At 48.8% G+C, this 16,607-nt stretch carries 12 protein-coding genes; 10 read left to right on the top strand and 2 right to left on the bottom strand.

The features are described from left to right. Positions 1 to 18 precede the first annotated feature (18 nt). The 10 genes from WHX55_RS23090 to WHX55_RS23045 all read left to right on the top strand — a co-directional run bounded on the left by WHX55_RS23090 (position 19) and on the right by WHX55_RS23045 (position 12,792). The gene (locus tag WHX55_RS23090; RefSeq protein ID WP_150758241.1) at positions 19 to 1,068 is read left to right on the top strand and encodes a Wzz/FepE/Etk N-terminal domain-containing protein; all 1,050 of its coding nucleotides are present in this window, start codon (positions 19 to 21) and stop codon (positions 1,066 to 1,068) included. A 757-nt stretch (positions 1,069 to 1,825) separates the two neighbouring features. Then, positions 1,826 to 2,971 (top strand): hypothetical protein, encoded by a 1,146-nt coding sequence (locus tag WHX55_RS23085; protein ID WP_353741390.1) that lies wholly within the window; start codon positions 1,826 to 1,828, stop codon positions 2,969 to 2,971. Between the two features lie 420 nt (positions 2,972 to 3,391). Further along, entirely contained in the window at positions 3,392 to 4,105 is a 714-nt protein-coding gene (locus tag WHX55_RS23080; RefSeq protein WP_353741389.1) for a glycosyltransferase, read from the top strand. A gap of 15 nt (positions 4,106 to 4,120) precedes the next feature. Then, entirely contained in the window at positions 4,121 to 5,155 is a 1,035-nt protein-coding gene (locus tag WHX55_RS23075; RefSeq protein WP_150753935.1) for a polysaccharide biosynthesis protein, read from the top strand. Positions 5,156 to 5,158: 3 nt separating this feature from the next. Next, complete coding sequence (locus WHX55_RS23070) at positions 5,159 to 6,277, top strand: NAD-dependent epimerase/dehydratase family protein (protein WP_353741388.1); 1,119 nt, start codon at positions 5,159 to 5,161, stop codon at positions 6,275 to 6,277. A gap of 23 nt (positions 6,278 to 6,300) precedes the next feature. After that, positions 6,301 to 7,431, top strand: coding sequence for a UDP-N-acetylglucosamine 2-epimerase (non-hydrolyzing) (gene wecB / locus WHX55_RS23065; protein ID WP_150758237.1), 1,131 nt, complete (start codon positions 6,301 to 6,303; stop codon positions 7,429 to 7,431). 14 nt (positions 7,432 to 7,445) lie between these two features. Continuing rightward, positions 7,446 to 8,699 carry a glycosyltransferase family 4 protein gene (locus WHX55_RS23060; RefSeq protein WP_353741387.1) on the top strand — a complete coding sequence of 418 codons (1,254 nt, stop codon included), beginning with the start codon at positions 7,446 to 7,448 and terminating at the stop codon, positions 8,697 to 8,699. Beyond that, positions 8,699 to 9,661, top strand: a complete 963-nt coding sequence (locus WHX55_RS23055; RefSeq protein WP_150758235.1) for an SDR family oxidoreductase — start codon at positions 8,699 to 8,701, stop codon at positions 9,659 to 9,661. Before WHX55_RS23060 ends, WHX55_RS23055 begins: the two co-directional genes overlap by 1 nt. A 2-nt stretch (positions 9,662 to 9,663) precedes the next feature. After that, the gene (locus tag WHX55_RS23050; RefSeq protein WP_150758234.1) at positions 9,664 to 10,698 is read left to right on the top strand and encodes a glycosyltransferase family 4 protein; all 1,035 of its coding nucleotides are present in this window, start codon (positions 9,664 to 9,666) and stop codon (positions 10,696 to 10,698) included. 99 nt (positions 10,699 to 10,797) lie between these two features. Beyond that, complete coding sequence (locus WHX55_RS23045) at positions 10,798 to 12,792, top strand: nucleoside-diphosphate sugar epimerase/dehydratase (protein ID WP_150758402.1); 1,995 nt, start codon at positions 10,798 to 10,800, stop codon at positions 12,790 to 12,792. A gap of 132 nt (positions 12,793 to 12,924) precedes the next feature. On the opposite strand, the gene rfbC is transcribed toward WHX55_RS23045, so the two are convergent. Further along, complete coding sequence (gene rfbC / locus WHX55_RS23040; RefSeq protein WP_353743077.1) at positions 12,925 to 13,254, bottom strand: dTDP-4-dehydrorhamnose 3,5-epimerase; 330 nt, start codon at positions 13,252 to 13,254, stop codon at positions 12,925 to 12,927. 277 nt (positions 13,255 to 13,531) lie between these two features. Next, positions 13,532 to 16,516 carry a glycoside hydrolase family 78 protein gene (locus WHX55_RS23035; protein ID WP_191629449.1) on the bottom strand — a complete coding sequence of 995 codons (2,985 nt, stop codon included), beginning with the start codon at positions 16,514 to 16,516 and terminating at the stop codon, positions 13,532 to 13,534. Between the last annotated feature and the right edge of the window lie 91 nt (positions 16,517 to 16,607).

Below are 16,607 nucleotides of genomic sequence, written 5' to 3'. Positions count from 1 at the left end.
GAATAGGGTAAATTTTATATGGCGAACACCCCGGCATCCACGCAGCGCACCGATGAGTTTGGCCTGTTTGAACTGTTTGTGGCGTTATGGGATCAGAAGCTTTTGATATTCAGCGTCGCTTTAGTCGGAACATTGGCAGCAGCGACTTATGCATTTTTGAGTAAGCCGGTGTATGAGGCGCGTGTTTACCTGCAGCCACCAACCATGAACGGTATCGCCGATTTCAACTATGGCCGAACTGTCGGTACAGAACTGACACCATTTACGATCAAAGATGTATACGACGTATTCACCCGTAATTTGCAGAGTGAATCATTACGGCGTGCTTTCTACAATCAAGTATATCTACCTTCACTGTCGCCGTCCGAGCGCAGTGGATCGCAAGATCTGCTGTACTCTGAATTTTTAAAGTTATTGACTATAGGCCTACCAAGCAAGGAACAGCCAGATCGTTATTCCGTTGTAGTTCACGGTGAGGATCCTGCAAATACCGTCGTGTGGGTGAAGGATTTTGCAGCGCGGGCGGGTGCCGCAGCGGAAAAAGAAATGATCAGTAATATCACCCGTGAAGCTGAAGTGCGGGCACGCAATCTTGGTCAGCAGATTACTACGCTGCAAGAGGCCGAAAGCCGAGTTCGCCAGGATTCCATCACACGATTGCGCGAGGCGCTAGCGGTTGCCGTGGCCATTGGTCTAGATAATCCACCTATCATCTCGGATAATCTTTCCGTTGAGGTCTCCGCTGGTATGGATGGACCGCTGACATATATGCGCGGTAGTAAAGCTCTAAAGGCGGAAATTCAGAACCTTGAAACGCGAAAATCTGATGATCCTTTCATCGGGCAACTAAGAGCGCTTCAAATCAAGCAAAGCTTTTACAAGGATCTACAGGTTAGCCCGAGCACTGTCTCTGTCTATCGTCAGGATGGTCCAATCGAGCAGCCCGACCGCCCTATCAAACCCAAAAAGGTTCTCATCATATTGCTGGGGCTATTCCTGGGCTGTGTACTTGGTTTCATGATCGCGCTGGTCCGCCATTTTGTCATTACCCGGAAAAGTCGTGCTTGAGCCTTCACCTATTTAGTTGATTGTCGCCACATAAAGAAGCTGTAGAGATGGCGGGTAGTCAAATATCACGCAAGCCTGCGCAGTATCGTCGGTCCAGGTTTGCGGCGGGTGGCATTTATTGCTATGAGCGCCTCTGTAAGTGTCCCTTTATATTGGTGATGGGTGGGAGCTGAATATCTGATCAGCTATCAGCAAAGCACTGGAAAACCGGAGGAGGGGCGTTATCGTGAGCCGCTATTTAAAACATTTTCAGCAAAGGTCAGCATTCGACGTCAAATCAGAACGCATGGTGCCGCTAACAACGAATCGTCGATGTGATAGGGTTGTTGATGCCCCTTCTCAATCCTCGGCAGGTGGGCTTGGGGACAAGGAGCATCGGCGGTAGGTGTCTTGGCCTTGATATCAGGGCTGATCAGGCTGGTGGTTATGGTGTTCTCAGGAAGCCAGCGTTAAATTCTGAGGAGGTACCGTGTTGTAATTTATTGCTAACCTTTTCTGACCGCGGGTCGGGAACTGAAAGCCCGGTGTCACGTATGTTATTCCTTTGTTTTTGTTGTCGATTTTTTAGTGGCTTGGGATATTTTGCGTGCTTGAGTCATGAAGCGGAGTGCTTGAAAAGCAATGAGTTACTACCTGGAAATAGCTTGTGAATCAATTTTTAAGGGTGAATTGATTTTGGATGCCCAACAGCTTAAGACATCGCGCGACATGAGTGACAAAAAATTTCCTGTAGTAAGTCTTGGTGCGGCCGTATCAAATGATTAATTTTGTTTTTGTATTTTTGGCTAACGTTTTTTTTAGTGCGCCCTCTATATTTTTAGTGGTGGCCAGTTCCCACTTAGGAAGCTTCAATGATGCGGCAATGCTAGGAGCCGCGTTCTCCATTTGTGCCCCGGTGCAGCTATTTTTTTCCATGCAGCACAATATTTCCATTTTGAGCGGAAAATTAAGCTACAGAGATTCATTGCGTACGAGGATTTGGCTGGTCATACCGTTTTTACTTTTTGGCTTTCTTGGTGCACTTTTGTTTTCCTCGCAAATTGTATTTTGGTTTTTTCTATATAGATGTGCGGAGTTTTTATACGAGCCCATCCTTTGCGAGGGAATCAGAACGGGCGATTATCGCAATATTTTTGCGTCGACATTGTTCAGATTTGTTCTGTTTTCTCTAATTGTCTTTATTTTGTTATACGTTGGGGCTGGTCTGAGTATCGCGCTGATGGTGGTAGGTCTAGTGTTCCTGCTACTCACTCTAAAGTTTATCTCTGTTGCCTTTGACACAGGGGTGGTGTCATGGGGCGGGTTTGTTTTAGGTGCGGCCGCTTTTTTTTCGAGTCTCATCGTAAACATCCCCAGATACTTTGTTGTTGGTGAAGATGCTTCATTTGCAGCTTTCTATTCAGGTATGTTGACCTTGGTCCTGGGGGGAGGGCTGCTATACGGGGCTTTTAATAACTATTTTTTTCCTAAGTTCATTGCTTCGGGTAGAACTGGAGCCATGAAATTTCTTAATGTATCGATGGGCGTATTTCTCGGTGGCTCCTTATTGTCATATTTGTTGTTTTCGGGCGCTGTCATACCCAAGCTGTTTCTGGGGGTGTTTCTAGGCGCTAAGTATTTGGTTTATTTTGAACTTGTTATCGGTTTTGCATTTTTTTATTTCGTACTTTACTTTCATGCTGTGTTGAATTTTATATTCGTGTTCCTTGGCTTGGCAAGGGCATATATGGCTTCTCTGATCGTTTATGGTGTATGCATGGCCTGCTTCATCTTTGTCGTGAGGAGTTCTTCTGCAGGTGATTTTAGTCGTTTGATTTGGATCGTTGTTTGTTTTGGGGTGGTCTATGCGGTAGTTTGTTATCTTTTTCTTATGTTCAAGTTGTTGAGAGGGCATGAGGGATGATGTTTCTAAGTGTGTTTTTGATTTTCGTTCTTTCGATACTTGACAGCCGAACCTTCTTCCTTGGTGCTGTGCGTTTTTAGTGGTGGGAGTATGCTCTTGTTTTTGTCATGCGCTTCAGTGGTTTTCTGGTTTTCTTCGGTTTAGAATTTTTCTTTGTGGGCGGTAAGGGGCAGGTGCTTGGGTCCTGAGGTTAATGGCGTTTCTGATCCCGGGAGCAGGAAACCCCTTGCTATTGGCTCCTGTGTTTGTGTTCATGCATTTTATAGCTATAATGTTGGTAAATAGTGAGCTTTCCCCCGGTAGCGAATTTGATCAGAGCAGTGAGGCCCAGTTTAAAAAAGGTAACTCTTCCGACCCGGCTTTTTAAAGGTAATGGGTGGATTTTCTGGTTTCTTTATTGGGTGTTAACTAGGAATAAATATGTTTTCGGTTAGCGTTTGTGTAGCTACTTACAATGGGGCTGAATTCATCAGGGATCAGCTGAGTTCAATACTCGAGCAAATTCCGGAAGATTCTGAAGTTTTGATCGGTGATGATGGTTCGAGCGATGAGACAATTCGTATTGTTGAAGAGTTTCACGATGTCAGAATCAGGATTATCAGAAATACCACGAATCTTGGGTATATAGGTAATTTTGAGAATTTAATTAGTGAAGCATCGGGTACTTATATTTTTTTAAGTGATCAAGATGATCTCTGGCCAGCGGGCAGAGTCGACAAGATGATTTCTGCAATGGAACTTTCGAATAGCTTGCTGGTAGTGGGCTCTATGGAGTCATTTGTCGATGATGTTGACTCTCGTAAATTTTTTTGTGGTTTTGATCATGCAAGGAATGGTACTCCTTACAAGAATATATTTGACATTTTTATCGGGCGTAGCGTTCCTTACTATGGCTGTGCCATGCTGTTGTCGAAGAAGATAAAACCCTGTCTGATCCCTTTTTACTCGAAGGTGATTAGTCATGATATATGGATCGCTTTCGTCGCAAATAGACGTAATTCGGTCGTTCATTTGAGCGACACGGTTGTGTTAAGACGTATTCATGGTAGTAATCTGACCAATAGTAACCGTGGTTTTTTCGATAAAATCAAAACCCGGCTTATCTGGTCGTTGGCTATTTTTAATATTATTTAATAAAGAGGGTAGGCCGTGTTTGATAATAAGACTCTACTGATAACTGGGGGGACAGGTTCTTTTGGCAACGCTGTGCTCAAGCGATTTTTAGATACCGACATCACTGAAATTCGTATTTTCAGCCGCGACGAGAAAAAGCAGGATGACATGCGCAAGCGCTATGCCAGTCCGAAGCTGAAATTTTACATAGGAGATGTGCGGGATTATCAGAGCATATTGAATGCTAGTCGTGGCGTGGACTTCATTTTTCATGCCGCAGCGCTCAAGCAAGTCCCATCCTGCGAGTTTCACCCGATGGAGGCTGTCAAAACCAATGTTCTTGGTACCGAGAATGTTCTTGAGGCGGCGATACAGAATCAAGTCAAACGGGTAGTTTGTCTGAGTACCGACAAGGCTGTGTACCCGATCAATGCCATGGGTATTTCCAAAGCCATGATGGAAAAGGTCATGGTTGCCAAATCCCGTAATGTGGATGAAACCAAGACGGTGATTTGTGGTACGCGCTACGGTAATGTCATGGCTTCGCGTGGATCCGTCATTCCTTTGTTCATTGGTCAGATTCGAGCTGGCCAACCGCTGTCGATTACAGATCCAAACATGACACGCTTCATGATGACTCTCGCGGATGCTGTTGATTTGGTTCTGTATGCTTTTGAGCATGGCAACAACGGTGATCTATTCGTCCAGAAGGCCCCTGCCGCGACTGTGGAGACTCTTGCTCTCGCCCTGACATCGATGCTAGGGCAGCCTGAGCATCCTATTCAGGTTATCGGCACACGCCACGGCGAGAAACTCTACGAGGCGCTTTTGAGCCGAGAAGAAATGGCCTGCGCAGAGGACATGGGCGATTATTTCCGAGTGCCGCCGGATCTTCGAGATTTGAATTACAGTAAATTTGTCGAGCAAGGCGAAGAAAAAATTTCCACCATGGTGGACTACAACTCGCACAACACCGAGCGCCTGGATGTTCAGGGGATGCAGAATTTGCTACTGAAACTTGATTTTATGCGTGCAATTCAGCGCGGCGAATATGCGACACCCGAGGAATAAAGCATGAAAGTATTGATCACCGGTGCTAACGGATTCGTTGGTAAAAACCTTATAGCTCATCTGCGTGAGCGAAAAGACGTCGAGGTGCTGCGATTCTGTCGCGAAGATAATATCGCCAGTCTGCATTCGCTCGTATCTGAGGTGGATTTCGTTTTCCACTTAGCCGGTGTCAATCGTCCTAAGGATGTCGAAGAGTTTAAGGTTGGTAACGCCGATTTGACTCAAGCGTTATGCGCAGCGGTCGCGGTGAGTGGACGTAAAATTCCAATACTTTATACCTCCTCAATTCAGGCTGAGTTGGCTAATGCTTACGGCGACAGTAAGCGCGAAGCTGAAGATGCTCTGCTGAACCTTTCTACGACATTTGGCAATAGTGTGCATTTATTCAGGCTGCCAAACGTATTTGGGAAGTGGGCTCGACCTAACTACAATTCGGTTGTAGCGACTTTTTGTCATAATATAGCAAATAATTTGCCTGTCAGTATCAATGACGCCAACGCTAAAATTTCACTTGTTTACATCGACGACGTCATAAGCAGTTTTATTTCTGTAATGGACGGTAAGCAGGCAGGTAATCCGTTTGTAAAAATAGAACAAAATTACTCGATAACTGTAGGTGATCTATCGGCACAACTGTATGCCTTTAAAGAGAGTCGGCAGTCTATGATTGCCGAGCGGGTAGGCACTGGCCTCGTGCGGGCTTTGTATTCGACCTATCTCAGCTACTTGCCACCCGAAGAGTTCACTTACGAAGTTCCTAAGTACGGAGATGCTCGCGGCGTTTTCGTGGAGATGCTCAAGACCAAGGATTCAGGTCAGTTTTCATACTTCACTGCGCACCCGGGTATTACTCGTGGCGGTCATTATCATCATACGAAAACAGAAAAATTTCTGGTTATTTCCGGAAAGGCATGCTTCCGATTTCGCCATATAATATCGGGTGAATTCTATGAATTATTCACAGATGGAGAAGCCCCGAAAATTGTAGAGACCGTGCCCGGCTGGAGTCATGACATTACCAACGTTGGTGAAAGTGAAATGATCGTCATGCTGTGGGCGAACGAGATTTTTGATCGTGAGCTTCCGGACACCTACACTATGCCAGTGGGCACCGAAGCCTGATCGTATTGGGAATGAGAATCACAATGAAAAAGTTGAAAATCGTCACTGTAGTAGGCACCCGTCCTGAAATCATTCGCTTGTCGCGTGTCATCACTGCGCTGGATAAGTATTGCGATCACGTATTGGTCCACACAGGTCAAAATTACGATTACGAGTTGAATGAAATATTTTTCCAGGATCTCGGGATCCGCAAACCGGATCATTTTCTCAACGCCGCGGGCAGCAGTGGTGCTGAGACCATAGGAAATGTGATCATTTCTGTGGACCGAGTACTCGCGTCTGTTCAACCAGAGGCTTTGCTTGTCTTGGGTGATACCAATAGTTGCATGGCTGTTATTCCTGCCAAACGGCGCAAGATTCCAACTTTCCACATGGAAGCTGGCAATCGTTGTTTTGATATGCGAGTACCTGAGGAAATCAATCGGCGGATTGTCGATCATACTGCTGACATTAATCTTACTTACAGTACAATTGCGCGCGATTACTTGCTCAAAGAAGGTCTGTCACCTGATATGGTGATCAAGACAGGTAGCCCGATGTTCGAAGTCCTGAATTATTATCGCCATGGGATCGAATCTTCGGACGTGTTGGTACGTTTGGGACTTGAGGCGGGTAAATTTTTTGTAGTAAGCGCACACCGCGAAGAGAATATCGATTCTGACAAAAATCTCTTGAAGTTGGTTGATGTCCTCAATACCGTCGCGGCAAACTTCGGTTATCCGGTGATAGTTTCCACTCATCCACGCACTCAAAAGCGTGTAGATGCGATGGGAATTGTATTTCACGAAAACGTGAAGCTTCTAAAACCTTTGGGTTTCAAAGATTACAACAAGCTGCAGTTGGAATCCAAAGCGGTGCTTTCTGACAGCGGTACCATCAGCGAAGAGTCTTCGATACTCAATTTTCCTGCATTGAATATCCGTGAGGCTCACGAGCGTCCAGAGGGAATGGAGGAGGCTGCGGTGATGATGGTGGGGCTCGAGGTCGAGCGAGTACTGCAAGGACTGATGGTTCTGGATACGCAAGCTTCCGGTACGGAGCGTACCCTGCGCCTGGTCGAAGATTACAGCATGCCCAATGTGTCAGAAAAAGTAGCCCGGATTGTTCACAGTTATACCGATTATGTAAATCGAATCGTCTGGAAACGCTACTAATTTGAGTTGTTATCATGCCTGAGAAGAAACTGAGAATCCTGCTGGTTACGCAATATTTTTGGCCAGAAAATATGCGTATAAACGATTTGGTTCGTGATTTTACCGAGAAGGGACATTCGGTCACTGTACTGACTGGTCTGCCAAATTATCCGGAAGGCAGAGTATTCGATGAATTCCAGGCGGTGCCTGAGCGTTTCAATGAATACTTTGATGCCAGAATTGTCCGGGTGCCGATGTTTCCGCGAGGTAAACGCAGCATTAATTTGGCATTGAATTATCTCAGTTTCTTTACTAGCGCCTCAGTTTTTGGCGCCTACAAACTGCGTGGCGAGCAGTTCGACGCAATCTTCGTATATGCTGTATCACCGATCATGGCCGCTATTCCGGCATTGGTGATTGGTCGATTGAAAAAAGCACCCGTTTTTGTGTGGGTTCTTGATCTATGGCCTGAAACGCTCAGAGCTGTCGGCGTTTTGAAGAAACCTGTGCTGCTGTCGATGGTCGGTAAGATGGTTTCATGGATTTATAATCGTACTGACTATTTGCTTTTGCAATCGCATGGTTTTTTTGAAAACGTTCAAAAGTATTGCACGAAAGACATATCTCCCCAACGACTGGTTTATTTTCCAAGTTGGGCTGAAGATGATTTTTCTACAGACGAAAATCGCGTCTCAACGTTGTTGGCACGTGACGATACTGTCTTTACTGTATTGTTCGCGGGTAATCTCGGAGAAGCTCAAGATCTTCCCGCTGTGTTAGATGCGGCCGAAGCATTGGTTGGCAAGGTATCTGTGCGCTGGGTGATTGTTGGTGACGGGCGTATGAGCGATTGGCTAAGTCAAGAAGTCCAGTCCAGAGGACTTGATAACGTGCTGCTACTAGGTCGACATCCTTTGGATGAGATGCCAGCTCTGTTCGCTTGTGCAGACGCTTTGCTTGTGTCACTGAAGACCAACGACGTTTTTGAGAAGACAATACCTGGAAAAGTACAGGCTTATCTTGCCTCCGGCAGGCCGCTGCTAGGGATGATCAACGGAGAGGCCGCAAGAGTGATCAGAGACTCGGGGGCCGGTCTCACATGCTCTTCTGGTGATTCGAAAGGTTTGGCAGAGATCACGTTGGCGCTGGCGCAATCTGACGCAAGTCAATTGAGGGCGATGGGTGAATTCGGTCGGCAGTATTACTTGAGTAATTATTCAAAATCTCGCCTTCTATCCCTACTGGAAGATCTTTTCAGAAACGCCACTTTAAGAAAGGCCAGCTATTGATGCAGAATTCTATTTTGTTGACCGGGGCGACGGGCTTCGTCGGTGGCGCTATTCTCAAGCGTTTACACACCGAAAAAAAACATACTGTTGTTGCTGTTGTCCGAGGCGAATCCCAGCTTGAGGTTCAGGACGTTCGGACGGTACGCATCGGCAGCTTTGATGGCGAAACCCAGTGGAAAGAAAATCTCAGAAACTTTAATGTGATTATTCACTCTGCGGCACGAGTTCATGTCATGAATGATGCCGAGTCCGATCCGTTGGCGGCGTTTCGCAAAGTGAATGTTGAAGGCACTTTGAACTTGGCTCGTCAGGCGGCCGCCTCTGGTGTGCGAAGATTCATTTTTATAAGTTCGATCAAGGTCAACGGAGAGGGGACGGCCGCAGGTGCTCCCTATACAAGCGATGATACTCCCGCTCCGGTAGATCCCTACGGTATTTCGAAAATGGAGGCTGAGCAGGGACTTCGCCAGCTTTCGGCGGAAACCGCGATGGAGGTGGTTATTATCCGCCCGGTCCTGGTGTATGGGCCGGGAGTCAAAGCGAACTTTCTGAATATGATGCGCTGGTTGGACAAGGGCGTTCCGTTGCCTTTCGGCGCGATTTACAACAATCGGAGTCTTGTTGCGCTGGATAACCTGGTAGATCTGATAGTGACCTGTATAGATCACCCGGCAGCCGGCAATCAAACCTTTCTCGTGAGCGATGGCGAGGATTTATCCACTACCGCACTGCTTAACAAGATGGCGAAAGCGCTTCACAAGCCGGCTCGACTCATTCCTGTACCCAGTTGGGTGCTCCAGGGCGGTGCCGCTTTATTGGGTAAAAAAGCACTCTCCCAGCGTCTATGTGGATCGCTGCAAGTCGATATTACCAAGACTCGCACTCTTTTATGCTGGACGCCGCCAGTCAGTACTGATGATGCTTTGGCAGCAACTGCATTACATTTTCGGGAACATCAATAACAATGATTTACTTGTGGCTCATACCAGCTGTTGCCGTTCTTTCCTTGGGGCTGACTGCGGCGTTACGTCGTTATGCTCTGAGTCGAAACATTATCGATATCCCCAATGCGCGAAGCTCTCACTCCATCCCAACCCCACGCGGTGGTGGAGTGGCCATCGTAATCGCTTTTCTCGTATCGCTGCCTGTTCTTGGTTACGCGGGGTTGGTTACGTGGTCGCAGCTCATTGCTGTAGGCGGAGCGGGGATGTTGGTCGCCCTAATTGGCTTTATGGATGACCATGGCCATATTGCAGCGCGTTGGCGATTACTCGGTCATTTCGGTGCGGGTATATGGGCACTGTTATGGACTGGAGGCTTTCCTCCTATAGTCGTTTTTGGAATGAGCATGGACCTTCACTGGTTTGGCTATATTCTGGCGGCAATTTATCTGGTCTGGGTCCTCAATCTTTATAACTTCATGGACGGGATTGACGGAATTGCCAGCGTAGAATCTTTGTGTGTGTGCCTTGGCGCGTGTTTCCTCTATTGGATCAATGGGACTCCAGAGCTGATATGGGGACCGATGGTCTTGGCTATGGCGGTCCTTGGTTTCCTATATTGGAACTTTCCCCCGGCACGCATTTTCATGGGGGATGCGGGCAGTGGGTTCCTGGGCATTGCACTGGGAGTGCTGTCACTTCAGGCAGCATGGACGTCTTCAGGGCTATTCTGGGCATGGTTGATTCTATTAGGGGTCTTCATCGTCGATGCAACGTTCACTCTATTACGTCGAATGGTCCGAGGCGACAAGGTTTATGAAGCCCATCGCAGTCACGCTTACCAGTTTGCTTCACGGCAATACGGCAAGCATCTACCGGTAACTCTGGCAGTAGGCGCAATCAATATGTTCTGGTTGTTCCCCATTGCTTTCTGCGTGATTTACTGGAGACTCGATGGTGCAATTGGCCTGGCAATGGCGTACATCCCTCTGATCATTCTCGCTGTGAAATTCCATGCAGGAGAACTCGAAAGCTCAGTCTCCACATCAACCGGTTGAGCTTTGGATACTGATTTAGCGGGTGTCGTGGGTGCCCGAATAGGTACAATGATCGAGTCATATCCAGTTTAGGAGCGGGACAAGGTGTTTGAAGCGTTTATGGAGAGGTTACGAGCTCATTTAGTCGGGCTACCACGCCGCCAGAAGCGACTGATTCAGGTTTCGGCCGACGTCGTTCTGGTTTGGGTCACCCTGTGGCTGGCGTTCGTTGTTCGTCTTGGCATTGATGAGATGGCAAATCCGTTTATTGCTCACCCCTGGCTATTCCTGATTGCTCCAGTGGTTGCCATACCTTTGTTCATCCGCTTTGGCATGTATCGTGCTGTGATGCGCTATTTCGGCAATGACGCACTGATCGCCATTATCAAGGCTGTGAGCTTGTCATCCCTGATTCTTGGGGTGATCGTCTACTGGTACAGCAACCACCAAAATATCATCCCACGCTCGATCATCTTCAATTACTGGTGGTTGAGTCTGATCATGATTGGCGGTTTGCGTTTGGCAATGCGTCAGTACTTCTTGGGAGACTGGTTTACAGCTGTTCAGCATGTGCCCTTTACGAGCCGAGATGATGGTCTCCCGAGAGTGGCAGTTTATGGCGCCGGTGCCGCAGGGAATCAGCTTGTTGCGGCATTACGCATTGGGCGGGCCATGCGCCCGGTAGCATTCATTGATGATGATAAAGGCATCGCCGAGCGGATAATCTCAGGCCTGCATGTCTACAATCCCGAGCAAATCCAGCGAATGATCGACGTTACCGGTGCTCAAGAGGTCCTTCTTGCGATTCCGTCGTCCAACAGAGGCCGTCGCCGTGAGATCCTCTCGTTCCTTGAAGGTTTTCCGCTGCATGTTCGAAGTGTGCCGGGTTTCATGGATCTGGCGAGTGGTAGAGTCAAGGTCGATGATATTCAGGAAGTAGACATTGCTGACTTGCTCGGCCGTGACTCCGTAGCTGCTCAGGGAGAGTTGCTCGAGCACTGCATCAAGGGGCAGTCGGTTCTTGTTACTGGAGCAGGTGGTTCAATCGGTTCAGAACTTTGCCGTCAAATCCTGGCTTTGCGGCCAACAACGTTGTTACTGCTAGATCATAGTGAATTTAATCTCTACAGCATTTTGTCTGAACTAGAGCAGCGCATCGCACGGGAATCACTACCGGTTCATCTGTTGCCTATTCTCGGTTCCGTACGCAATCCAGACAAGTTGCTGGACGTGATGAAAACCTGGCACGTAGACACTGTCTACCATGCCGCTGCTTACAAACACGTACCCATGGTAGAGCACAACATTGCCGAAGGCGTCCTGAACAATGTGATCGGCACGCTCAATACCGCCCAGGCCGCTCTCCAAGCCGGTGTGGCCAACTTTGTATTGATCTCCACGGACAAAGCGGTGCGTCCGACCAATGTGATGGGTAGCACCAAGCGGCTTGCGGAATTGACACTGCAGGCACTGAGCCGCGAGATGGCCCCGGTGCTCTTTGGTGATACGGGCAATGTGTCGCGGGTCAATAAAACCCGATTTACCATGGTCCGATTTGGTAACGTGCTGGGGTCATCGGGTTCGGTGATTCCGTTATTTCATAAGCAGATCAAGTCGGGTGGGCCGCTCACCGTTACTCACCCTAAAATTACCCGTTATTTCATGACCATTCCCGAAGCGGCACAGCTGGTGATTCAAGCTGGGTCCATGGGGCAGGGTGGGGACGTGTTTGTTCTGGACATGGGCGAGCCGGTGAAAATTGTGGAGTTAGCGGAAAAGATGATTCATCTTTCCGGCTTGAGTGTTCGCTCTGAAAAAAATGTACACGGTGACATTTCCATTGAGTTTACTGGTCTGCGTCCGGGCGAGAAACTTTATGAAGAGTTGTTGATCGGTGACAACGTAGTCTCCACCCAACATCCCATGATCATGAGTGCCAATGAAGATCATCTGACTTGGGACGTGCTCAAGGCCAAGCTGACGGAACTGCTCGCAGCAGTTGAGCAGGATGACTATGCACGAGTACGTCAATTGCTGCGCGACACGGTCAGCGGATATGCTCCAGATGGTGAAATTGTCGACTGGATCTATCAACAACGACGCCTCGAGCCCTGATCGGACTTATGTCACATAGCCCTGCCACTTGGACTATGAGTGGCATTTCCAGAGATTGGAAGGCAGCTTCAGAGAAGCTGCTTCTCCTTAACGTTTCATTCAGCCTTACTACCTGGTTACGACCGTAACTACTCATGGGAACAGTTCCGCCTCTTGCAGCGTTTTGCCCGCTTGGTCTTTCGCCGAGAGTTGTGGCTTTTCACCCAGCTGCCAGTCGATGGCCAGCGTCGGGTCGTTCCAGCGAATGCAACGTTCGGCAGATGGGGTGTAGTAGTCGGTAGTTTTGTAGAGAGCTCCGCAAAGTCGCTCAGAACCACGAATCTGTGTGTGAAGCCTTCGGAGGACCCTGAGCTGACGATGGTTTTCAGTCGACAATCGAACCGCCTCCCAACGGCTTAAATGTGGCGAACTGCACCGAATATCCACTGTCACGTCGAGAACCTCACCGACAGTGACTCGCACGAGTTTCCCCTGAGTAATCTCAAGTTGAAAGTGCAAGCCGAGTTCAAGGACGTCAGCGATGAGCCGCGCTTTATCGATGTGACTAGTCCTGAAATAGGTTTACACCTGTTTCACCCTACATCCCGATGCACCGCATCGGGATGTAGGGTGTATCCATGGCCCTGGGCTGATTCGGCCGGTCGGTACTTGCCTGGCAGCGGCTTACTCATGCGGCAAGCCTAATCAAGCTTGCTGGACAAAGGAGTTCTGAAACAGCGCCTATTGAAGCTCTGGCGATTCAATGAATGGTAAAACGGTAGTTTCCAGAACCGGCCTCATAGACCGAATATCCTGGCTCGGTACGGACGAAATTTGCGCCGTCGCTTTGAACGCTACCTCCCCTATTTGGTACCCAGATTTCCGCGCTCGTGTTCACCGGGATACTGACAAAAAGCTCCCCTTGATCACTTCCTTCATTCCAGCGCACGGCAATCGTCCCGTAACCCGATCTATAACGGGCATTGGCCGAGTGCACCTCGCCCCCTGGGATAGGTTTGACGACAAATCGTCGAAATCCGGGCTCCACGGGACGGATACCGGCGATGTTTTGGTACATCCATTCTCCAATCGACCCGTAGGCGTAGTGGTTGAATGAATTCATCACCTTGTCTTGAAAGCTCCCATCTGGCCGAATTCCGTCCCAACGCTCCCACATCGTCGTTGCACCTTTGCTGATCTGGTAGCCCCAGGATGGATAGCTATTTTGAAGCAGCAGCCGGTACGCCACGTCGGCATGACCCGTTTCCGATAGTGCGGGTAGCAGACGAGGTGTGCCGAGGAATCCTGTGGACAGGTGCCAGTTCTTGTCCTTGATCAATTGAGCCAATCGATCTGCAGCGGGCTTCCGTGATGCCGCCGGCAAGAGATCCATCGTCAGCGCAAGTGCATAGGCAGTTTGCGTGTCAGACTTCAATCTGCCATCTGGAAGGACATACGCACGATTAAATGCATTTTGAATATTCGCAAAAAGATCTGCATATCGACCGGAATCCTTATTGAGCGCGCGAGCAACTTTTTCGAGGGTATGCGCGCTATCCGCGAAGAATGCTGTCGCAATGAGATCTTTTGACGTCTCATCATCCACGTTCATCCAGTCACCGTAACCGCTACTGGGACGAAGATAGTCTGTACTGGTCTTTTCTAGATACGAAAGCCAACTGTCCATTGCACTGAAGTTTTGCTCGAGTATGCGCAGGTCTCCATAGCGCTCATACAAGGTCCAAGGCACAGATACACCGGCGTCACCCCAGCCAGCGTCAGCGTTTTTGATTCCCTGGAGAGTAGGTGCAACATCGGCAAAGGCCCCGGTTGGCGATTGAGTATCACGAAGATCAGTCAGCCATTTTTCCAGGAAAGATAACGTCTGCATATTGTAGGTGGCTGTACCCGCAAATGCTGCGAGGTCCCCCGTCCACCCCAAGCGCTCATCTCGCGCAGGTGTGTCCATTGGAACCGAGAGAAAGTTGCCGCGCTGACTCCATAAGATATTCTGTTGTAGCTGATTCAGCATCGGCACATTGGTATCAAAGGATATAGTCAATGGTGAGGCTGTCCGCAATACACGACCGACAATTTCAGGCTGAGACGTTGCGCCGCTAACTTCGACATATCGGAAGCCATGAAACGTGAATGTGGGCTCGAATTTCTCCATTCCCTGCCCGCTCATGATGTACTGATCCGTCGCTTTTGCAGTACGAAGGTTTTCCGTATACAACGTGCCATCCGTGTTTAAGACTTCACCGTGCCGAAGCGTAAGAACTTGCCCAGCCTTCCCTCGGGTGCGCAATCTTACGACGCCCACCATGTTTTGACCCATATCGTAAATGTAGGTGCCGGGTTTGATTTGCGTAACCTTTATGGGCTTGATCTCATGGTCAACGCGAATTGGAGGGTCGACTTGCGCAACCAAGGCGGCTTCCACATTCGGACCTACCAGTACCTGCTTCCAGTTTTTATCATCGTAGTTGGGTAAGTTCCAGCGGGGCGTTGTCAATCGGGCATCGTATTGTTCACCCATTATCAGATCGGAATTAACTATTGGCCCAAGTGCACTCTTCCAACTGTCATCCGTAGCGATCAGTTCACTGCTGCCATCCGTATAGTGCAATTCGAGTTGCGCGAGCAGGTAAGGCAACTGGCCATACTGGTTCGGACCTAGTGATCCAACATTCCCGACGTACCAGCCGGGGCCCAAATCGACTGCAATTGCATTCCGGCCCGCGTGGATCAGTTTTGTCACGTCGTAGGTCTGGTATTGAATCCGCTTCCGATAGTCGGTCCAGCCCGGTGCGAAATAGTCAGTACTTACAGTTTTGCCATTAATTTGAGCTCGATACAGCCCGAGTGCAGTGATATAAAGCCTGGCTTGTTTAATTTTCTTGCTGGCATCAAAGTCTCGGCGTAATTGGGATGTCAGTCCATCGGGTTCTCGCGAACCACTGATCTCCCATTTTGTCTTGCGGTCTCCCGAAATTTCCATCGCATTGGCGTAGGCTTCTCCAAACGTATAAGTGCTGTCAGGGTATGTGTACCATCCCGCGTCGCCGACGACCTCAGATTGTTCGAGATAATATTTTCCAGGTGGGAGGGGGCTGTCGAGCTTCAGGGTTGCCCATTCATTATCCGTGTGGTTCTCGATGCGCCGTTTTGCCACTAGTTCACCGTCGGGCCCGTTTTTTCTTAACGAGAGGGTAAAGCTGGTATTTCTAGTCTTGAAGGTCGGAACCTCTGCGCTGACTGACGCGATAGAGTGATCGGTAGTGAAACTCTGACCTTGACTTTCACCTGGCTTAAGTTGGGCCGGAGTGGCGGGAAGTTGCGATTTGATAAGATCCGGAGGCATGGGCACCACGCCACCACGGCCGATCCATTGCGCTTTCCAGTCGGTAGCGGTCAACAATCCCATTTCCCACGAGGAAGGTTTGCTCCAGGCAGATGGTTGGCCCTGAGCATCCCAGACGCGGACCGTCCAAAAATACCTTGTACGTGAACGTAGAGGCGCACCGGCATACGGAATAAATTGCGACTGCTCGTCGGCGATCTTGCCACTATCCCAAACATCCGCGTCACGGAGTTTCTCTGGACTTGATGCAACTCGGATTTGATAGAAGGTCTGTTTCTGGTTACGTTCGTTCGATGTAATCACCCAACTGAATCTTGGGGTCGGAGTGTCAATGCCAAGTGAAGTTTTGGCATTTTCGATAGAAACGCTTTCAACTTTCACGGTCTCCGTGGCACTTAATGTAACAGTACAAAACCACAGAATGGCCGCGAGAAGAAAGACGGAAATAAGTCCTCGATTTTTCATTTGTTAG

The sequence above is a fragment of the Pseudomonas fluorescens genome (assembly GCF_040448305.1).
Classification (GTDB): Bacteria; Pseudomonadota; Gammaproteobacteria; order Pseudomonadales; family Pseudomonadaceae; genus Aquipseudomonas; species Aquipseudomonas fluorescens_BH.
Note: the sequence above shows the minus strand (reverse complement) of the source record. Positions and strands in the feature narration are given on the sequence as shown.